Source organism: Psychromonas aquatilis (assembly GCF_038155185.1).
In the GTDB taxonomy this organism is placed as follows: domain Bacteria; phylum Pseudomonadota; class Gammaproteobacteria; order Enterobacterales; family Psychromonadaceae; genus Psychromonas; species Psychromonas aquatilis.
Genome location: NZ_JBAKAZ010000011.1, coordinates 11,793 through 31,280, shown reverse-complemented (window position 1 = coordinate 31,280; position 19,488 = coordinate 11,793). Strand labels below are relative to the sequence as shown.

Below are 19,488 nucleotides of genomic sequence, written 5' to 3'. Positions count from 1 at the left end.
CATTTTTAATGATAAAACTCTTTCGTCATGCATTAATTCTATCTCAGATATGTATAGTAGGGGCTTCACTGGCCGCTACTGATTCAATTGAATTAAAAGATATCCCGCAGTTAAAGCAAGAGCCGCAACATGCCAAAGTGGCGAAAAGAGTTAGCGACTTATTTAAGCGTTCACACTATAAGTTTGTACAATTAGATGATCAATTATCAAAACAAGTCTTTGACCGATATATTGAGCAACTGGATTATAATAAACAAATATTCATGCAAAGTGATATTGATGAAATGCAAAAGTATCAATACATTTTTGATGATAATTTAAAATTTGGCCAGTTAGATCCTGCCTACAATATTTACCAATTAAGTTTAATGCGTCGTTATGAACGATACACTTATGCATTGTCTTTATTAGATAAAGAGATGACTTTTGATACGCAAGAAGAGTATCAGTTTGATAGAAGTGATGCCGCTTGGGCAAAAGATAAAGCGGAATTAGATTCACTTTGGCAAGCACGTGTTAAATCTGACGCGCTAACGTTAAAGTTAACAGGCAAAGAATGGCCTGAAATTAAGAAATTATTAACTAAACGTTACAACTATTCTTTAAAACATTTAACACAAACTGAAAGTGAAGATGTTTTCCAAACCTTTATGAATGCATATGCATACACGATAGAGCCACATACCAGCTATTTATCTCCTAGAAATGCAGAACGTTTTAATATGGAAATGAATCTGTCTCTTGAAGGGATTGGTGCGGTGTTACAAACCGAAGATGATTATACAGTGGTTCGTAGCTTAGTTACCGGCGGTCCTGCAGACAAGTCTAAACAATTGTCTGAAAATGATAAGATCATTGGTGTTGGGCAAGACGGCGAGAAAATCGTTGATGTTATTGGCTGGCGTTTAGATGATATTGTTGAATTAATCAAAGGCCCTAAAGGTACAGTCGTTAAGTTACAGATCTTAACGGGTAAAAATGGCGATACAGATAAAATTATCGAAATTGTCCGTGAAAAAATTCATCTTGAAGACAGAGAAGCAAAATCATCAGTAGAAGTGATTGATGGTAAAAATATTGGTGTTATCACGATTCCAAGCTTCTACATTAACTTGAGCAAAGATGTTGAACGTGAGCTCATTAAATTAGAAAAAGAAAACGTAGAAGGTGTTGTTATTGATTTACGTAACAATGGCGGTGGTGCGTTAAGTGAAGCAACATTATTAACAGGCTTATTTATTAAAACTGGTCCTGTTGTACAAGTAAGAGACACAAGTCGAATCATTGTGCATGTTGATGATGATCCTGGTATTGCTTATTCTGGCCCATTAACAGTATTAATTAATCGCAATAGTGCGTCAGCTTCTGAAATTTTTGCTGCGGCATTACAAGATTATGATCGCGCTATTATATTAGGTGAGCAAAGTTATGGTAAAGGAACGGTGCAACAACACCGTTCGGTTGCACGTGCTTTTGATGCAAACTCCGAAGTATTTGGTTCTGTTCAATATACCATCGCAAAATTTTACAGAATCAATGGTGGTAGTACTCAGAATAAAGGTGTTATCCCAGATATCTTTTTCCCAACGGCTATTGATCCAGAAGATACTGGCGAAAGCTTAGCGGATAATGCATTGCCATGGGACAATATTAGATCTGCTGAATATAATGAGCTAACGGATTTAAGCAATGATATTAATAAGCTTAATGCTGCTCATGTAGAACGTATGAAAAATGAAGTTGAATTTACTTACTTAGAAAATGATATTAAGGAATACCAACTTGAAAAAGATAAAACCAGTGTTTCATTAAATGAAGCAGTACGTGTGAAAGAGCGTGAAAAAAATGAAGCTGAGAATTTAGCACGCACTAATGAACGTCTTAAAAGAGCTGGTTTAAAAGAAGTTAAATCGTTAGATGATGTACCTGATGATTTTGAGCCTATCGATGCATTCCTAGTAGAAGCAGGACATATTACTTTGGATTACGCTAATATGTGATGTGCCTAGTATGTTCTATTAAAAAAACCGACTTTAGAGTCGGTTTTTTTGTATTATAGGCTCTATAGTGATTAGTATCATTTTGTTATTGTTAAATAAATAGGCTTTAAAAACAAAGTGTTGATTAATCTTCCCTCTGTCATTATTGCTAACATTCATATTAATAGCACCAAACAATCCTACTCACGATTAATTTAAAATAGGTATTTAGCAAGTGAACTATCCTATTTAATCATTGTAGAGTTATGTTGTTTAGGGCTAAAAGGAGACGATGATGTTTCAACCTTGGATTGATAAATATCCTGCAGGAGTCGATAGTGAAATAGATGAAACTACACTGGTTAGCTTAGTCGAAATGTTTGAACACAGTGTCGCATCATACCCTAATAACACTGCATTCATTAATATGGATAAAACCCTTACCTTTTCTGAGTTAGCAATTGAGTCAGAAAAAATAGCTGCTTATTTACAACAAAAAACACACCTAAAAAAAGGTGATAGTGTTGCGATAATGATGCCTAATTTATTACAGTATCCGATTATTTTAATGGGGATATTAAGGGCAGGTTTAGTGGTCGTAAATGTAAATCCGCTTTACACCGCTTCCGAGTTAAAACATCAATTAAATGACTCAGGTGCAAAAGCTATTTTTATGGTAGCGAATTACGCTAGTACCTTACAGAGTATAGTCAAAGAAACTCAAATCAAACATGTGGTTTTAACTGAAGTCGGTGATGCACTACCTTTATTCAGAAGGGCATTTGTTAACTTTATTGTTAAATATATTAAAAGAATGGTGCCGGCTTTTACTTTACCCAATGCAAGAGGTTATCACTCAGCTTTAAAAAAAGGTGAGAAGGCTGCGTATATTCGACCGGTTATTAAATTAGATGATATTGCATTTATTCAATATACGGGTGGTACAACGGGGATAGCGAAAGGTGCAGTGATGACACATCGTAATATGGCGGCCAGTCTTGCTCAAGCTGAAGCGGTTTTTTCTATTGCAATTAATGAAGGCGATGAAACCATCGTCACTGCGTTACCACTTTACCATGCCTTTGCGTTGACGGTTAATTGCTTATATTTTATTAAAAAAGGCGCAACCAATCTATTAATTACTAATCCTCGTGATATTAATACATTTATTAAAACTTTAAGTCATCACAAGTTCACTTACTTTACCGCATTAAATACCTTATTTAATGCATTACTTAACCACCCCAAAATCAATGAGGTTGATTTCTCTCAGTTAAAAATTACGCTAGCGGGTGGTATGGCCACACAAACAAAAGTGGCTCAGCAATGGCAAAAAGTAACGGGTAGTACGGTGATAGAAGGGTATGGTTTGACAGAGTGTGCCCCTATGGTAAGTGTCAATTCTTATAATTCAACCGTCCATAATGGCTCTATTGGCTTGCCTTTACCTAGCACGTTAGTGAGGTTAATTGATGATCAAGGTAATCAAATTACCGACTTCAATTCACCTGGTGAAATTGAGATAAAAGGCCCGCAAGTGATGCGAGAATATTGGAAAAATGACAGTGAAACTGACAAAGCTTTTAATCACGGTTGGTTTAAAAGTGGTGATATTGGCTTATTTGATGAGCAAGGTCTTTTATATTTGGTGGATCGCAAAAAAGATATGATTTTAGTGTCTGGATTTAATGTTTATCCTAATGAAATTGAGGGTGTGGTTGTACAGTTAAAGGGCGTGTTAGAGGCTGCTGCAATTGGCATTGAAGATTCAAAAACGGGAGAGCGTGTTAAACTATTTGTTGTTATCAATGATACGCACGTTACTGTTGAAGATATAAGACAGCATTGCCGACAACATCTAACGGCTTATAAGCAACCTATTAAAATTGATATTGTGAGTGAGCTACCTAAGAATAATGTAGGTAAAGTATTACGTCGTTTATTAAAAGAAAGGTTAAGTTAATTTAATTATTGTTGATAATAGTTAATCGGTAATACCACTAAGTTAACCCCTTCATGACTAGCTTCAACAAAGCTAAGGTTTGTATACCAGTCTCCTACATCAATGCGTTGTGCAGGCTGGTCATTAACAACAATATTATGGGTATATGCTTGATGTGTATGTCCATGGATCATACGTTGGACACCATGTAATTCCATTAAGCGGATCACTTCAGATTCTGTAACACCCATTATATTATTATCTTTATATACTTTCTTAGATTGACTTGCGCTACGAATTTTCCAACCAATACGTTTACGAAATTTAAGTGGTAAAGCATTGAAAATAAATTGCATGATAGGGTTGTGGATTACTTTGCGCATGCGTTGATAATTTTTATCAGCTAAACACAATGTATCACCATGAAGAATTAAGGTTTTTGTACCATATAAATCAATTTCACAGTGCTCTGGTAATAGCGTCATCGACGATTGTTTTAAATAGCGTTTTCCGACCATGAAATCTCGATTTCCATGAATATAAAAAATCTTAATATTATTTTTTTCAGAAAATTGAGTTAGCTTTTGCGCAACTTCATCCATTAACGGAGTGTGTTCATCATCTCCGATCCAAACTTCAAACATATCACCTAAAATATATAAGGTTTCTGCATTAGTTGCTTCTTTATCAAGAAAAGCAAATAAAGCATCCGTTATATGGCGATTTTTTTCACTTAAGTGTAGGTCTGCAATGAATAAAGTGCGCATAAGGAGCTTAGGCTACCGTTACTTTTTCGATGATCACATCTTCAAGTGGTACATCTTGGTGTACAAAGTGTGAGTTACCTGTCGCAACACCTTTAATTTTATCAACAACATCTTGACCTTCTGTTACTTTAGCAAATACACAGTAACCCCAACCATCAGTTGTTTCTGATTTAAAGTCTAAGAATTTGTTGTCGCCAACGTTAATGAAAAATTGTGCTGAAGCTGAATGCGGTTCCATAGTACGCGCCATTGCTACAGAGTATTTAACATTTGATAAACCATTGTTTGCTTCATTTTTAATTGGCTTCAAGCTATCTTTCTCTTCCATGTTTGGTGCAAAGCCACCGCCTTGAATCATGAAACCGTCGATAACACGGTGAAAAATAGTGTTTTCGTAATGACCGCTTTCAGCGTATTTAAGAAAGTTTGCCACTGTTTTAGGCGCTTTTTCTTCATTCATTTCTAGAGTAATATCGCCAAAGTTTGTATGTAAAGTAATCATTATAAAATCCTGTTCGCAAAAAGAGCGTTATCATACCTTATGTTATCAATTCATTAAATACAAAGGGTGAATTTGTGCCGTTTGCAGGTTAGAATAGCTATTTTTACAATAATCGCATTTGGATGGAAAATGTTAAAAATCTACAACACGTTAACGAGAGCTAAAGAAGAATTTAAACCCCTTGTCCCTGGTAAAGTGGGTATGTATGTGTGTGGAGTAACCATCTACGATTATTGTCACATTGGTCATGGCCGTACGTTTGTTGCTTTTGATACTGTTGCTCGTTACTTCCGCTTTAGTGGGTATGATCTAAGCTTTATTCGTAACATTACTGACGTAGATGATAAAATTATTAAACGTGCTAACGAAAATGGTGAAACCTGTGATCAATTAACAGCGCGATTTACTGATGCGATGCATGCTGATTTTGATGCACTTAATATGATTCGTCCAGATATTGAGCCACGAGTCACTGATCATATGCCAGATGTCATTGAGATGGTGGCAAAATTGATCGAGAAAGGCCATGCCTACGTTGCTGATTCAGGTGATGTATTATTTTCTGTTTCATCATTTCCAGAGTATGGACAACTAAGTGGTCAAAACCTTGAAATGCTACAAGCAGGTTCACGTGTCGAAGTGGAAGATAGTAAACATGATCCATTAGACTTTGTGTTATGGAAAATGGCTAAAGAAGGTGAACCATCATGGTCATCACCATGGGGAGAAGGTCGCCCTGGTTGGCATATCGAATGTTCTGCGATGAATAAAAAACACCTTGGTGAAGTCTTTGATATTCATGGTGGTGGCTCTGATTTAAGTTTCCCGCATCATGAAAATGAGATTGCTCAATCATGTTGTGCTCATCATGGGCAGTACGTTAATACTTGGATGCATTCAGGTATGGTGCAAGTTGATAAAGTGAAAATGTCTAAATCACTCAATAACTTCTTTACCATTAAAGATGTATTGGATGTGTATGACAGTGAAACGGTACGTTACTTTTTAATTTCTGGTCACTACCGTAGCCAATTAAATTACTCTGAAGATAATTTAAAACAAGCACGAGCAAGTTTAGAGCGTTTATACACGGCCATTCGTGATGTAGCAGATGTTGCATTAATAGAGACGTTTGATGAAGAAGCTAAAGCAAGTAAATTCTATCAAGCCTTTGTTAAAGCGATGGATGATGACTTTAATACGCCTGAAGCCTTAGCTGTTTTATTTGATTTAGCTAAAGAGATAAATCGCGTTAAAGCAACAGATACTGCTAAAGCCTCTCAATTAGCAAGCTTACTGGTTACATTTGCTAATGTACTTGGCTTGTTATCACAAGACCCTGATCAATTTTTACAAGGTGATACCGGTTCTGATGATCAAGTGGCTGAAATCGAAGCTTTAATTGTACAGCGTAACACTGCAAGAGCGAATAAAGATTGGGCTAGTGCTGATGATGCGCGCGATAAGTTAGCGGCATTAAATGTTGTTTTAGAAGATGGTGCTAACGGAACAACGTGGCGTAAAGTCTAAGATAAAACAGTTTGTAACGTACAAGCGCTTAATATAATAAAGGGAAGCATTAATGCTTCCCTTTTTGTTATGTGCATTTATTTTTGATTGTTAAGTACGTTTATTTTTGAAATCTTTTAATACAATTTCTAACGCATTTATGGTTGTTTCTAATGGAAAATCGTTTTCTTCTAATAGTTGAATTAGATCTACTGCTAGTTTAATTTCCAATGGGGCATCTTCTAAACTGGATGCTGCTGAGTTGATATCGTTAGTCATTATCTAAACCTTCCATTTTAAACTCTAAAGATTGAGTGAATTCATTACATTTTTGATAACGTTCTTTAAGCGCGGTGATACGCATTTTATGATGAAGCTTTTGTTCACCTTGTGCATTTTCATATAAGTCTATTTCCGCATCAATCATGCTTAATAAGCGTTTTTCATAATCATATTGACGTTGCAGTTGTTGGTATACTTTTTCTTGTTGCGTCGAGTAGCGTTTATATAAGCCTTCCGCTTTTCCTGCATCAAGTTGATTTACAATATTCAATAAAGCCGAAAACTGATTTACAAACTTTTCACACTCATAATTAATAATGGTTTTTCCCATAGACTTATTAATAACATATTCTAAGTGGGAAAAGGTCGCCGCTAATTGTTCAAAATAGCCAGTCAAAGTGAGGCTGCTGATAGCAAACAAATGCGCTTCAAAACGGAAAGACTTATTGTCGTTTAAGGTCAGCTTCTTATCCCACTCAAGACAGCGCGTATTTAATAGCTTCAATTGTGTAGATAATGTTGCTAAATGTTGAGAGTCTACTGACTGAACCATGCTGAATACCCTAGATTAATGGCCATGGCTAAGACGATAATAATGAACAAAGGTCTAATGAACTTCGCGCCAAAATGTATTGCAGAGTGTGCACCAATAAAAGCGCCAAGCATCAAGCAAATACCCATAGTTAACCCAATAAACCAGTTTACTTGCCCAAAATAGATAAAGGTTGCAAGTGCCGTGATATTACTCGTGAAATTCATCGCTTTAGCGACACCACTAGAAAGCAGAATATTTAAGCGGTATAAATGCATATTTGAAATAACCCAGAATGCCCCTGTACCAGGCCCGGAAACACCATCATAAAATCCTAATATAAAGCCTTGTAGACGTTGTATAGCGGTTAAGCGAACCGACTTTTCAGGAAGTTTATCGTTGTCTATTTCTTTAACGCGACTGAATAATGTATAGAGCGCCACGACTAAAATGATTAACGGTAAAAATTTATTCAAGAACTCTGTCGAGATATAGTTAACCATGATTGTGCCAATGCAAGCCCCAATTAACGTACTATAAAATGACTGTTTCCAGAAAATAGGATCAAATAGTTTTTTTCTAAAGTAGGTATAGGCCGCTGCACCTGAAGCAAAACTGGCTGATAATTTATTAGTGCCTAGGGTTAAATGCGGCGGTAATCCTGCGCTGAGTAAGGCTGGTACCGTTAACATTCCCCCTCCGCCAACTACGGCATCAATGAACCCGGCTATTAAACCAACTAATCCAAGTATCATTAAGCTGCTTGGATCTAATACAAATTCTGTCATGTTATTTCTCTATGGTTAGTGCAAAAGGGGGCAGTGAATCAATAAGACTTTTGCCATAACGTTTTGTAATTACTCTTTTATCTAAAAGGGTAATCTTTCCTGTATCGGTTTCTTTACGTATTAACCGCCCACAGGACTGTATTAATTTTTTACTCGCTTCTGGAATTGTTATCTGCATAAATGGATTCCCTCCTTTTGAGGTGATCCACTCTGCGTGTGCTTCTTCGACAGGCGAGTCAGGCACGGCAAAAGGCAACTTAGTAATCATTAAATTCGTTAAATAATGACCAGGTAAATCTAGCCCTTCAGACAAACTGCCTGTGCCGAATAAAATACTGGTTAGCCCTTGATCACATCTCTTTTTATGCGCTTCAATCATCTTAGTACGGGAAGTTTCTCCTTGAACAAATAAGGCATTAGGGAATTTTCGTCGTAATTTCTCTGCAACTAATTTCATTTGCCAATAGGAAGCAAAGAGGACTAAATTCGCTTCTTTTTCTTCTATTCTTTGTGCAATATTATCTACTAATTCATTATCAAAGCCGGATTCTGTTGGCTCATTATTCATTTTTGCAACAATTAGTTTAATTGCAGGGTAATCAAAAGGGGAGGTTAATTTTAAGTATTGCGTTCCATCATTATCCTTAAGCCCTGCTTGGCGTTTAAAATAATCAAAGCTATTTAAGGAAGTTAATGTTGCAGAACATAAAATAACACCTGCTGCTTGTGACCACAGCATATATTCTAATAAGCCGCCAACCTCTAATGGGCTGGCACACAAGGTGAACCCTTCATTTTCATTATTCACCCAAGCGGCAATCGGTGCTTGTGTTTCACTGCGATCCTTCAACAACATTTTCCACAATGCGGCTAAGTTTTCTAAACGCTGAATGAAGACACCTGTTTCAATTAAGATTGGTTCAGCATCTGATAATTTGATATTGGCATCTTTTAATTCTTCAGAAGTAATGTTTGAAAGCTTATTGACTGCACTTAAACATTTTTTAGTTTCTTCTTTCAAATTGATCAATGCATTAACAATACCATCAGGTACTTCGCCCATGGCAAAGCGGTGTTGATTAGATTTGTTATATTCTACTGGGTTATTTCTAAAATATAATTCAATGGATTTTAAATCATTTACCATTTCATTAGCACTATCAAGCATGGTAAGGCCAGGAGTAATGGTCGTTTGGCGATGCACTACACGATTTACATGCGTACTGACTTGCTTGATTTTTTTAAGCCACTCTTGGCTAGTCTTAATATTGACACTGGCATTGGAAAAATCACGTGATATTTTCGGCAGATGATGCGCTTCATCTAATACATAAAAACAAGCATCAGGCTCAGGTAAAATAACACCGCCACCAAGCTCTAAATCAGCTAATAAGAGGGCATGATTAACGACAATAACATCTGCTTTGTTAATGTTATCCCTAGCGCGATGAAAAGGGCATTGACGATGGTTGGCCAGTGCTTTTTTACAACTGTATTTATCAGAGACAATTTGCTGCCATACTCGATGGGGGATAGGTGTTGGCCAACTATCTTGATCGCCAGTCCATTTACCATCTAAGTAGGCATTTCTTAATCTATCAAGTAACGCTTTATCACCAGCTTGTGGTTTCTCAGTAAATAAAGCAGCTTGTTGAGCTTCATCGTCCTGTTGCTTTAGTAGTTTATGTTCGCAGCAGTAACGCTGACGCCCTTTAGCAAGTGTAAAGGTAAATTTAAAATCACTATGGCGAAGAAAAAATGGCAAATCTTTAGTAATTAGTTGTTCTTGTAGAGTAACGGTTGCCGTTGAAATGACGAGCTTTTTATTCGAGCGCAAAGCAACGGGTAAACCAGCTAGGATATAAGCTAATGACTTACCAATACCTGTTCCTGCTTCAGCAACCAAAATACGACGAGATTTATCGTAATGACCTGCCAATACTTTAGCTATTTCAGCGACAAGATAGTTTTGCGCTTTACGTGCTTTGAATTGAGGCAATGCTTGAGTGATTAGTTCATAGTTTGCTCGAATTTCTTTTTTTAATGAATCTGACAGCATAAATAAGTAAGAGTCTCATGATGTAATAATACTAATCACACTATTTGAGTGATCTATTTTACTGGTAAAAATAATTTATTGCGTATTGTAAGTTTGTTTAACAATATAATTGTTGAGATCAAATCAGTCTTTAGTTGTTTTTTCTAGGTGAAATTAATCTTTGACGTACTTAGTGATTCACTAAGTCATAGGTTGATTATCTCTCATCTTTATTGTTATTGATGAACATTTTCTTTGTAAACAAATATATTCTTATAACAATAAAACAAAGCCACTATTTTGCTAGTTTAACAAAATAGTGGCCTTAAATCAGCGACAATAATGACATAAGTTATGTCTGATGTGCTTATAGAGACTAACTTTATTTAGGTTGTTCTAAGAATAAAACGGCCGCTTCAACACGTGATTTTATGCCTAGTTTTTTAAGTAGACTTTTAACGTGTACTTTCACAGTGCCTTCTGAGATATTCAAACTTTCTGAGATCTCTTTATTACTTAAACCTCTTGAAATCTCATGCATGATTTGATTTTCACGGCGGGTTAGTGTTGCCATTTTATCGCGAATATTATCTTCTTCACCTAAACATTCAAGGTAATGCTGTAGGTTTTCACTTACAACTACTTTACCTTGTTGAATCTGGTATAGGCTTTCAAGTAATATCTCTGGGTCAGTATCTTTTAACAGATAACCATCAGCGCCATTATTAATTAAAGAGATAACATCTTGCTTGGCATCTGAAACAGTCAATATAACTATTTTACTTTCAATGCCATCATTACGTAGTGCTTTTAATGTTTCTAAACCAGAGACTGCTTTCATGTTTAAATCTAGCAATACCATATCTGGGTGTTGTTTTTTAACCATACTGACGGCTTCAATGCCGTTTGTCGCTTCATCAAGAACGACAAAATTTGGATCAATACTTAATAATTGTGTGATCCCTTTGCGCATTAGCGGGTGATCATCAACAACAATAACAGTGGATACATTGCTCATTTATAAAGTTCCTTTACTTCTTCTTAATTAATCTTTATACAGGAATAGTGGTAGTATTAAAACGTGAAATGTTCGTAAATCGTCATTCAACACTTAAATATCGAAAATAAGCTCGACTTTACTGCCATCTCCTATGTCATATATTTCTATAGAGGCCTCTAGCTCAGTAGCACGTTGCGTCATTATTTCCATTCCATAATGATTGTCTTTTTGTGGGGTATTGGATACGCCGATACCGTCGTCAGTGATACAGATACAGACTTGACCGTCTTTAACGGTAGAAGTAATGACAATGTTATTACAATTAGCATGTTTCATTGCGTTAACCGTTGCTTCTCTTATTATCTGCAATAAGTGAATTTGTTGATTGGCATGCATTTGAAAGTTTGAGTCAAAATGCCCTAATGTAATATGTGATGTGGTTTGTTTTTGTAATTGAGTGACCATTGCTAAAACAGCTTCTTTCAGGTCAGCAATATTAATATTCAAACGAAAAGTTGATAATAATGAACGCAGTTGAATATAAGCATCATCAATGGCTTCTTTAATATTGTTGACTGAATCAATCACATCTTGGTTGTTATTATCATGATTACTTATTTGTCTTTTCAAAACAGTACATTGTATTTTTAAAAAAGATAACGCCTGTGCAATAGAATCATGCAGCTCTCTTGCAATAACCCCACGTTCTTCCACTAATAGCAGCTTCTGTTCTTGTAAAGTGTACTCTTTATGGTGTAAAGCTTGTGCAATTAAGTGGCTGTAACTAGCAATCACAGAGTTATTACTAGCACCGGGTACTTTTTCAATATAATTCAATTGACCATAGGGCTTATTGTCTAACAGTATTGGGATACTGTGTTTATTGATATGATTATCAGAATCAGCGTGATCACTTCTAATTTGCGTTCCATTAGCTAACTCTAAACAAAGTTTGCTTAAGTTAGTTTGTTTGGCTAACGCATTGAGCGACTCTTTAATAATCGGGATAGACAGCTCTACTGTATTGAGCTTTTGAGAGGTATCAAATAAAAATTGTATATTTTTATTTGCATCTATTAGCTGTAAATTCTTATCAAATACCTTTTGTTGCATTGCAGTGATTAAGTTTTCTAAGTCAGCAGACATGCTTTTAAGGTGTGTTGAAAGTAGCCCTATTTCATTGCTACTTTCCATGAAGTTAACATGAAAGCGATGATTAGAAATAGAGCGAACATTCTCTTCTAATTGTCTTAGAGGCGCAATAATAAATCGATGGCAATACCAAAGTAAAAAAACGACCAGCAAAAGAAATAAAGCAAAGGATATTAATTGTGAAATAAAAATTGCGGTGGTTTCTTTATCTAATAATACCCTGTATTTCGTGATAGCGTATTGACTTGTATTGCGTAAATTACTGATGTTATAGATCAATTGCTCTTGGTCTATAACATCAGTATTTTCTATTATTTTATCAATAATAATTTGTAATTCAGTATTAGCCTCACATATCTCTTTAACATCAAAAAATTTATCTTTTAATAAGATAATTTGTTTTTCAGGAGAGTATAAATTAAAAATCTCTTTGAGCTTTCTTGTATCTAAATCGTCTGATATTAAAAATGCTTTAGTCTGTTCTCTTATATCAATCAATTTATCAATGGCAATATTGTTATAATTTTGGCTATGTGTATTGGTTAAATAGATAAAAAGGTGCGTACCCGATATTATCATCATTAAAATAACGGTTGTCGTAATAACTTTTGCAATTGAAATTGAATGAAGTAGTGGATTAATCTTCATACTTAGTTGAGAATGTTGTTTTGCATGATATTTAAGTTTCCTAAAAAGAGGTTTGAATAACGTATAATATATAAATTAGCTCCGAGCTTGTATCACTAAGTTTACTTTTTTTAAAGTAAATATGTGATGCAAGCCGCTTAACCCTAAGTTGGTTAAGAAGGGTAAACCTAGAAATGGGTTTGCCTCCCGTGTTTGGAAAGGAACTGACCATGAAACTAGTCGATAAGTATTATCGAAAATTTGAATACTTACGTTTATCAATAACAGATGAATGTAATTTTAAATGTAATTATTGTTTACCGGATGGGTATCAACGAACTCATCAAAAGCAATTTTTATCACAACAAGAAATAAATAATCTGATTACTGCTTTTGCAGAGTTAGGTACCAGTAAAATCAGGATCACAGGAGGGGAACCGAGTTTACGCAAAGATTTTCCAGATATTATCAAACAAATTAGCGATACGGATGGAATAGAAAAAGTTGCGACTACTACTAATGGTTTTAGTTTAGCGAAAAATGCTAAAAGCTGGTTTGAGGCAGGTTTAGATTCTATTAATGTTAGTATTGACAGCTTAGATGCTAATACATTTAATTTGATCACGGGGAAAAATTTATTCCATAAAGTGATGCAAGGTGTGGAAGCTTGTTCTACCGCTGGGTTTAAGCAAGTGAAAGTAAATAGCGTATTAATGAAAGGTTTAAATGATCATGATTTGGTGACTTTTTTAGCGTGGATTAAAAATCAGCCTATCCAACTGCGTTTTATTGAATTGATGCAGACAGGGGATAATAATGAATTTTTTAACCGCTACCATTTATCAGGTCAAAGTATTAAGGAAACCTTATTAAGCCAACAATGGATCCCTAAATTACGTCAAGTTAATGATGGCCCTGCAGAGGTATTCACACATCCTGATTATGTCGGAGAAATCGGGCTTATAATGCCTTACAGCAAAGATTTTTGTGATAACTGTAACCGTTTACGGGTCTCGGCAGTAGGGCGTTTACATCTTTGTTTATTTGGAGAAGAAGGTGTTGATTTACGGCATTTGTTACAAAGTAGTTCAGATAAAGAACAACTTAAATCAACTATTCTCGACGCATTAAACGATAAAAAATCATCACATTTTCTTGAATTAGGCTTAACCGGTGGCACGCCACATCTCGCCTCTATTGGCGGATAATAGCGACGATTGATAGTGTATTAAGTGTAGGAAGGAAATGTGAAGATAGCAGGCGTAGTACTAGCTGGTGGGCAATCGCAACGTATGGGTGAAGACAAAGCTAACTTGATCATTGATCAAAATAGCTTGCTAACCCGTGCAGTAAATTTATTGCAGGAAGCCGGCTTAAGTGATTGTTATGTTAGTGGTGATTATCCTGAGTTTAATTGTATTCAAGATCAGCACTGCAATTTAGGACCAATCGCAGGGATTGCCGCTTGCGCTTCATTTTTGAATGAGCAATATGATGCCATGCTCATTATACCCGTTGATATGCCGTTATTAGCTGTGCAAGACTGTACCCATTTACTAAATTGTTATAAAGCAACAAACAATGCGGCTGGCTTGTACTATCAAGCAGCGATCTTCCCAATCCTGCTCGCATTAACTGAGCCACTGACTGATTATTTATCCAATGTTGTGAACTCCCAGCATAAAAAGTCAAGATCCTTATTTCGATTATTCGAATCACTTGATATGCAAGGGGTGCCATTAACCACAGCCAACCAATACCGATTTAAAAATACCAATACCCCAACACAATTTCAGGATTGCTTAGCAACCTTTAACACATTGCAACAGCAAGCCATTAATTATGATCTTAAAAAAACAAAAAAAGAGGATTAATATGAATCACCTTTCAAGCGAAGAATTTAGTTCAGCACACATTGCCGTTTTAACTGTATCAGATACTCGTGACGAGCAAACAGATACATCTGGTGGTTACCTAGTAAAAGCACTAGCGGAAGCAGGCCATAAATTAGCAGATAAGCAAATTGTAATTGATGACCCTTATCAAATTAGAGCCATCGTTTCACAATGGATCGCCGATAAGTCAATTGAAGTGATTTTAATTACTGGCGGGACAGGTTTTACTGCTCGTGATACGACGCCTGAAGCTGTTTCTGTTTTATTTGATAAGCATGTCGAAGGATTTGGCGAGTTATTTCGCGCGGTTTCTTATCAAGAGATAGGGTCATCAACGATTCAAAGTCGTGCCTTAGCTGGATTTGCTAATAATACTGTTATTTTTTGTATGCCAGGTTCAACTGGTGCTTGTAAAACAGCATGGACAAAGATAATTCAAGAGCAAATTAATTCACAGCATAAACCTTGTAACTTCATGCCGCATGTAGGAGCAAAATAATGTCTGCTACTTTTACTCACATCAACCAAGAAGGTAAAGCCAATATGGTTGATGTCACAACAAAAGAGGTGACGGTGCGCGAAGCGGTTGCAGAAGCCTATGTTGAGATGGCCGAAGAAACATTAATGTTGATTGTTAATGGTCAGCATCATAAAGGCGATGTTTTTGCTACTGCGCGTATTGCTGGGATTATGGCCGCTAAAAAAACCGCAGATTTAATACCGCTTTGTCATCCATTAGCATTAACCAAAGTTGAAGTGAATATTACAGCTGATAAAGAAAATAACCGAGTGAGAATTGAAAGTTTGTGTAAATTGTCAGGTAAGACGGGTGTTGAAATGGAAGCATTAACTGCCGCATCGGTCGCCGCACTAACTATCTATGATATGTGTAAAGCAATACAAAAAGACATGGTTATTTCAGCGGTTAAGTTATTGGAGAAAAAGGGTGGTAAATCCGGTCATTTTAAAGCAGTTGATAAGGTTTGTTCATGATTAAAGTACTCTTTTTTGCAAAATTAAGCGAGCAATTAGGCCTGCGTGAATTACAAGTTGCAGCTTCAGCAGCTGAAAATACAGATCAATTATTGGATTATTTAAAGCAATATGATCCGAAATGGGAGCAAGTGCTAAGTGCTCAACCCTGTTTAAAAGCGGTTAATCAAAATATGGTAAATCATAATGTGCCATTAAACAGTGGTGATGAAGTCGCGTTTTTTCCTCCGGTGACAGGTGGCTAAATGATAAAAGTTCAAGAGCAAGACTTTAATCAACAAATTGAATACGAACGTTTGAGAAGTAAAACGTCTATTGGTGCGATTGTAACTTTTACAGGATTAGTAAGGGATATCAATCAAGGGCAAAGCGTTAGTGATTTATCATTAGAGCATTACCCTGGGATGACCGAAAAATGTTTAGTAGAGATTGTTGAGCAAGCAAAAAAACGTTGGGATATTATTGAATCTACTATTATCCACCGTGTCGGTCAGCTTGCTATTTCTGAACAAATTGTTTATGTAGGGATTGCCAGCCAACATCGAGGCGATGCTTTTGCAGCTTGTGAATTTGTGATGGATTATTTAAAAACACAAGCGCCTTTTTGGAAAAAAGAAACCATGGCTGATGGCCAAACAAAGTGGGTTGACGCAAGAGAAGATGATCAGTTAGCGCTGAACAAATGGGCATAATGAATAAAACAAAAAAGGCGGTAGTTTGAGTCGTTGTGTGTAATCCTACAATTAACCATTAGTGATGAATTGAATTTGGTGATGAGATTGAATGGTGCATTAAATATAACGGCAGCTTATGGCGCCATTTTTGTTTTTTTAATATAAAGGGTAAGTTATGCGGTTTATGATTTGGATAGTGCTATTCTTGGTTACGTCTTTAAGTCTTCCTGCTTATGCCAGTTTAAATATAGCGGTTGCCAGTAATTTTAAAATAACGGCGCAACAAATAGCAGAACAATTTACGCAAGAAACCAATATAGCTGTGACTATTTCCAGTGCCTCTACAGCGACGCTTTATCAGCAGATATTACATGGGGCGCCTTTTGATATATATTTATCAGCAGATCAAAAACACGTTAATTTGTTAAAAGAGAAACACAAAGTTGGTGATAACGAGGCTTTTATTTATGCTCAGGGACGTCTTGCTTTTTGGCAACCTGATGCATTACAAACACCAACAGCACAGGACTTTATCGATTATACAGGGCGACTTGCAATCGCAAATCCTAAATTTGCTCCTTATGGTATCGCTGCTCAACAAGCGTTAGGGTTTGCTGACAAATGGGAAGCTGCAAACTTAATTCAAGGTAATAATATTAATCAAACCTTTCAATTTGTAGAGTCTAAAAATGTACCTGCAGGGTTAGTATCCTATGCTGCCTTAATTCAAAAAAATCAGGCTAATTACTTTTTGATTCCGGTGAGTTGGCATCAAGCTTTAATTCAATCAGGAATTATTGTCACCACTAAAAATCAGCAACAAGCAAAGCAGTTTGTAAATTTTCTGTTATCTAAACAGGCTCAGCAACAGATTCAAAAACAAGGTTACCAGTGATGCTTTCAACAGGGGATTACCAAGCGATAGGGCTAACACTTAAATTGGCTAGCTTAACCACTTTGATCTTGATGTTGGTTGGGCCGCCACTGGCATGGTGGCTGGCTCGTAGTCAAGCTAAAATTAGACCCTTAATTGAATCCTTAGTGGCATTACCACTTATTTTACCGCCGACAGTATTAGGTTTTTATCTATTAATCGCCTTTTCACCTGAGTATTTTTTAGGGGAGTGGTGGCTCACATTTAATGATAGCTCTTTGGCTTTTTCTTTTACTGGATTAGTCATTGCATCGGTTATTTATTCTTTGCCCTTTGTGGTGCAACCCTTACAGAGTGCATTTATCAACCTCGATAAAAGTTATTTAGAAGTTGCATTAACAATGGGATACGGAAAGTATGAACGGTTATACAAAATCATATTCCCTATGTTATTACCTAGTTTCATTATTGCGAGTGCGTTAGGTTTTGCACACACCATAGGTGAGTTTGGTGTGGTATTAATGATTGGTGGTAATATTCCTGGTGAAACACAGGTATTGTCTATTTTATTGTTTGACCATGTTGAATCATTGCAATATGGCGCTGCCCATCAACTCTCTTTTATCTTATTAACCTTTTCTATTTCATTATTAGTGATCATTTACGGTTTCTTACAAAAACGACAGCAGCGAGTATTAAATGCTTAAATTTGATGTTATTAAAAAGTTTAAGCATTCACGCAAAGAACTGCATTTTCAAGGTGAAATTAAGCTCTCTGGTGTCTGTGCTATTTTTGGTGATTCAGGCGCAGGTAAAACGACCTTGCTGCGTTGTTTGCTGGGGTTAGAACCTTGTTTTGGAGACATTAATATTAATCAGCAAGCTTGGTTAACCGGTGATAAGTGCCTTGTCCCTGCAGAGCGCAGACGGATTGGGGTTGTTTTTCAAGAGCCTCGACTTTTTCCGCACTTAAATGTACAGCAGAACTTACAATTAGCTGTTAATAAAAGCAATCAAAGTGTATTTACTATCAACAAGCTTGCTAAAGACTTAGGCTTTGAATCATTGCTAACACAACAAACAACACAGCTATCTGGTGGACAAAAGCAGCGAATAGCAATTGCTCGTGCTTTATTAATAAACCCGCAATTACTGGTAATGGATGAGCCACTTTCATCATTGGATAAGAGTAGTAAAAAGAAGCTATTACCTTTTTTAAAAAAGATAAGTGAAACCATTCCAATACTTTATGTGACTCATTCAGAGCATGAACTGTTTTATTTGAGTAAACAAATGATCTTAATTCATGAAGGTGCTGTAGAGGCTATAGGGCAACCGCATCAACTTTTTTTAGATAGCCAGCTATCATTAATAAAGTTTGCTCAACAAGGTTTAATTTTGAATGTGCAGGTTAATCGTTTTGATTCACAAGAAGCGCTTATTGAAGGAGATGTAGATGGACAGCCTTTATATGTATCAGCTGAACATCCTCCATTAGGGGATAGTATTCAGGTTAAAATAAACAGTCGGGATGTGATTGTTGCGATGAAACCGATACAGGAAAGCTCGTTATTAAATTGTTTACTGACAGAGGTCGTTGATTATAGAGAAGAGCCGGAAGCTGTCGTATTAACATTAAAATTACAACAGCAGTTTATCTATGCTTACATTACGTTAAGGTCATTCAATAACTTAAACTTAAGTATTGGCAGTCAAGTTTACGCGCATGTTAAAACCATGAGTATTATTAACTAACTGCGGCTTTATATTAAAGTGCGCCACGTTTAGCACTTTCTTTTGATTATTATTTTTATCAATTATCTATGATTAACAGCAATGTCCCGTGCTGCTTTTTCATCATGATAGTTAAAATCTTAACTAGCAGATAAAAGCAACTTTATTGTATCTTTTGTTGCTCAAGGTCTATAGGCTTA

General features: G+C 36.1%; 20 protein-coding genes and 1 riboswitch. Of the genes, 12 read left to right on the top strand and 8 right to left on the bottom strand.

Features of this window, described 5'->3' with window-relative positions:
* Positions 1 to 8: 8 nt before the first annotated feature.
* Positions 9 to 2,000, top strand: coding sequence for a carboxy terminal-processing peptidase (prc, locus tag V6256_RS04715; protein WP_341596920.1), 1,992 nt, complete (start codon positions 9 to 11; stop codon positions 1,998 to 2,000).
* Between the two features lie 274 nt (positions 2,001 to 2,274).
* Positions 2,275 to 3,942 (top strand): AMP-binding protein, encoded by a 1,668-nt coding sequence (locus V6256_RS04710; RefSeq protein ID WP_341596952.1) that lies wholly within the window; start codon positions 2,275 to 2,277, stop codon positions 3,940 to 3,942.
* Between the two features lie 5 nt (positions 3,943 to 3,947).
* Here the strand turns inward: V6256_RS04710 and V6256_RS04705 are convergent, their stop codons facing one another.
* A complete protein-coding gene (locus V6256_RS04705; RefSeq protein ID WP_341596919.1) occupies positions 3,948 to 4,688 on the bottom strand; it encodes a UDP-2,3-diacylglucosamine diphosphatase in 741 nt (246 codons plus the stop codon).
* A gap of 7 nt (positions 4,689 to 4,695) precedes the next feature.
* Positions 4,696 to 5,190 (bottom strand): peptidylprolyl isomerase, encoded by a 495-nt coding sequence (locus tag V6256_RS04700; RefSeq protein WP_341596918.1) that lies wholly within the window; start codon positions 5,188 to 5,190, stop codon positions 4,696 to 4,698.
* Positions 5,191 to 5,319: 129 nt separating this feature from the next.
* On the opposite strand from V6256_RS04700, the gene cysS reads away from it, so the two are divergent.
* Positions 5,320 to 6,720 (top strand): cysteine--tRNA ligase, encoded by a 1,401-nt coding sequence (cysS, locus tag V6256_RS04695; RefSeq protein WP_341596917.1) that lies wholly within the window; start codon positions 5,320 to 5,322, stop codon positions 6,718 to 6,720.
* Positions 6,721 to 6,810: 90 nt separating this feature from the next.
* On the opposite strand, the gene V6256_RS04690 is transcribed toward cysS, so the two are convergent.
* The 6 genes from V6256_RS04690 to V6256_RS04665 all read right to left on the bottom strand — a co-directional run bounded on the left by V6256_RS04690 (position 6,811) and on the right by V6256_RS04665 (position 13,073).
* Positions 6,811 to 6,978: a YbaM family protein gene (locus V6256_RS04690; RefSeq protein ID WP_341596916.1), complete on the bottom strand. Its 168-nt coding sequence runs from the start codon at positions 6,976 to 6,978 to the stop codon at positions 6,811 to 6,813.
* Positions 6,971 to 7,534: a primosomal replication protein gene (locus V6256_RS04685; RefSeq protein ID WP_341596915.1), complete on the bottom strand. Its 564-nt coding sequence runs from the start codon at positions 7,532 to 7,534 to the stop codon at positions 6,971 to 6,973. The genes V6256_RS04690 and V6256_RS04685 overlap by 8 nt, the downstream gene beginning before the upstream one ends.
* Positions 7,519 to 8,301: a TSUP family transporter gene (locus V6256_RS04680; RefSeq protein ID WP_341596914.1), complete on the bottom strand. Its 783-nt coding sequence runs from the start codon at positions 8,299 to 8,301 to the stop codon at positions 7,519 to 7,521. Before V6256_RS04680 ends, V6256_RS04685 begins: the two co-directional genes overlap by 16 nt.
* Before the next feature lies 1 nt (position 8,302).
* A complete protein-coding gene (gene dinG, locus V6256_RS04675; RefSeq protein ID WP_341596913.1) occupies positions 8,303 to 10,360 on the bottom strand; it encodes an ATP-dependent DNA helicase DinG in 2,058 nt (685 codons plus the stop codon).
* 361 nt (positions 10,361 to 10,721) lie between these two features.
* Positions 10,722 to 11,357: a response regulator gene (locus tag V6256_RS04670; protein WP_341596912.1), complete on the bottom strand. Its 636-nt coding sequence runs from the start codon at positions 11,355 to 11,357 to the stop codon at positions 10,722 to 10,724.
* Between the two features lie 93 nt (positions 11,358 to 11,450).
* The gene (locus tag V6256_RS04665) at positions 11,451 to 13,073 is read right to left on the bottom strand and encodes a histidine kinase (protein WP_341596911.1); all 1,623 of its coding nucleotides are present in this window, start codon (positions 13,071 to 13,073) and stop codon (positions 11,451 to 11,453) included.
* A gap of 133 nt (positions 13,074 to 13,206) precedes the next feature.
* Positions 13,207 to 13,358, top strand: a riboswitch (molybdenum cofactor riboswitch).
* Between V6256_RS04665 and moaA the strand changes: the two genes are divergently transcribed.
* From moaA to modC, 9 genes are all read left to right on the top strand, one after another.
* Entirely contained in the window at positions 13,349 to 14,326 is a 978-nt protein-coding gene (moaA, locus tag V6256_RS04660; RefSeq protein ID WP_341596910.1) for a GTP 3',8-cyclase MoaA, read from the top strand. (Overlaps the previous riboswitch by 10 nt.)
* A gap of 39 nt (positions 14,327 to 14,365) precedes the next feature.
* Positions 14,366 to 14,992 carry a molybdenum cofactor guanylyltransferase gene (gene mobA / locus V6256_RS04655; RefSeq protein WP_341596909.1) on the top strand — a complete coding sequence of 209 codons (627 nt, stop codon included), beginning with the start codon at positions 14,366 to 14,368 and terminating at the stop codon, positions 14,990 to 14,992.
* Between the two features lies 1 nt (position 14,993).
* The gene (gene moaB / locus V6256_RS04650; protein WP_341596908.1) at positions 14,994 to 15,512 is read left to right on the top strand and encodes a molybdenum cofactor biosynthesis protein B; all 519 of its coding nucleotides are present in this window, start codon (positions 14,994 to 14,996) and stop codon (positions 15,510 to 15,512) included.
* Positions 15,512 to 16,006 (top strand): cyclic pyranopterin monophosphate synthase MoaC, encoded by a 495-nt coding sequence (gene moaC, locus V6256_RS04645; RefSeq protein ID WP_341596907.1) that lies wholly within the window; start codon positions 15,512 to 15,514, stop codon positions 16,004 to 16,006. The genes moaB and moaC overlap by 1 nt, the downstream gene beginning before the upstream one ends.
* Complete coding sequence (moaD, locus tag V6256_RS04640; RefSeq protein WP_341596906.1) at positions 16,003 to 16,251, top strand: molybdopterin converting factor subunit 1; 249 nt, start codon at positions 16,003 to 16,005, stop codon at positions 16,249 to 16,251. The genes moaC and moaD overlap by 4 nt, the downstream gene beginning before the upstream one ends.
* Entirely contained in the window at positions 16,252 to 16,698 is a 447-nt protein-coding gene (moaE, locus tag V6256_RS04635; RefSeq protein ID WP_341596905.1) for a molybdopterin synthase catalytic subunit MoaE, read from the top strand. It begins immediately after the preceding gene.
* Positions 16,699 to 16,855: 157 nt separating this feature from the next.
* On the top strand, positions 16,856 to 17,575 hold the full coding sequence (modA, locus tag V6256_RS04630; protein WP_341596904.1) for a molybdate ABC transporter substrate-binding protein: 720 nt from the start codon (positions 16,856 to 16,858) through the stop codon (positions 17,573 to 17,575).
* Positions 17,575 to 18,261: a molybdate ABC transporter permease subunit gene (modB, locus tag V6256_RS04625; RefSeq protein ID WP_341596903.1), complete on the top strand. Its 687-nt coding sequence runs from the start codon at positions 17,575 to 17,577 to the stop codon at positions 18,259 to 18,261. Before modA ends, modB begins: the two co-directional genes overlap by 1 nt.
* On the top strand, positions 18,254 to 19,309 hold the full coding sequence (gene modC, locus V6256_RS04620; protein ID WP_341596902.1) for a molybdenum ABC transporter ATP-binding protein: 1,056 nt from the start codon (positions 18,254 to 18,256) through the stop codon (positions 19,307 to 19,309). The genes modB and modC overlap by 8 nt, the downstream gene beginning before the upstream one ends.
* Positions 19,310 to 19,488 lie beyond the last annotated feature (179 nt).

Excerpts from the sequence above, each read along its gene's own strand:
- moaA (WP_341596910.1), top strand. The coding sequence starts at position 13,349 with ATGAAACTAGTCGATAAGTATTATCGAAAATTTGAATACTTACGTTTA.
- moaD (WP_341596906.1), top strand. The coding sequence starts at position 16,003 with ATGATTAAAGTACTCTTTTTTGCAAAATTAAGCGAGCAATTAGGCCTG.
- V6256_RS04690 (WP_341596916.1), bottom strand. The coding sequence starts at position 6,978 with ATGACTAACGATATCAACTCAGCAGCATCCAGTTTAGAAGATGCCCCA.
- moaE (WP_341596905.1), top strand. The coding sequence starts at position 16,252 with ATGATAAAAGTTCAAGAGCAAGACTTTAATCAACAAATTGAATACGAA.
- V6256_RS04670 (WP_341596912.1), bottom strand. The coding sequence starts at position 11,357 with ATGAGCAATGTATCCACTGTTATTGTTGTTGATGATCACCCGCTAATG.
- moaB (WP_341596908.1), top strand. The coding sequence starts at position 14,994 with ATGAATCACCTTTCAAGCGAAGAATTTAGTTCAGCACACATTGCCGTT.
- prc (WP_341596920.1), top strand. The coding sequence starts at position 9 with ATGATAAAACTCTTTCGTCATGCATTAATTCTATCTCAGATATGTATA.
- dinG (WP_341596913.1), bottom strand. The coding sequence starts at position 10,360 with ATGCTGTCAGATTCATTAAAAAAAGAAATTCGAGCAAACTATGAACTA.
- V6256_RS04685 (WP_341596915.1), bottom strand. The coding sequence starts at position 7,534 with ATGGTTCAGTCAGTAGACTCTCAACATTTAGCAACATTATCTACACAA.
- modC (WP_341596902.1), top strand. The coding sequence starts at position 18,254 with ATGCTTAAATTTGATGTTATTAAAAAGTTTAAGCATTCACGCAAAGAA.
- modA (WP_341596904.1), top strand. The coding sequence starts at position 16,856 with ATGCGGTTTATGATTTGGATAGTGCTATTCTTGGTTACGTCTTTAAGT.
- V6256_RS04665 (WP_341596911.1), bottom strand. The coding sequence starts at position 13,073 with ATGATGATAATATCGGGTACGCACCTTTTTATCTATTTAACCAATACA.
- V6256_RS04710 (WP_341596952.1), top strand. The coding sequence starts at position 2,275 with ATGTTTCAACCTTGGATTGATAAATATCCTGCAGGAGTCGATAGTGAA.
- V6256_RS04680 (WP_341596914.1), bottom strand. The coding sequence starts at position 8,301 with ATGACAGAATTTGTATTAGATCCAAGCAGCTTAATGATACTTGGATTA.
- V6256_RS04705 (WP_341596919.1), bottom strand. The coding sequence starts at position 4,688 with ATGCGCACTTTATTCATTGCAGACCTACACTTAAGTGAAAAAAATCGC.
- moaC (WP_341596907.1), top strand. The coding sequence starts at position 15,512 with ATGTCTGCTACTTTTACTCACATCAACCAAGAAGGTAAAGCCAATATG.
- cysS (WP_341596917.1), top strand. The coding sequence starts at position 5,320 with ATGTTAAAAATCTACAACACGTTAACGAGAGCTAAAGAAGAATTTAAA.
- V6256_RS04700 (WP_341596918.1), bottom strand. The coding sequence starts at position 5,190 with ATGATTACTTTACATACAAACTTTGGCGATATTACTCTAGAAATGAAT.
- modB (WP_341596903.1), top strand. The coding sequence starts at position 17,575 with ATGCTTTCAACAGGGGATTACCAAGCGATAGGGCTAACACTTAAATTG.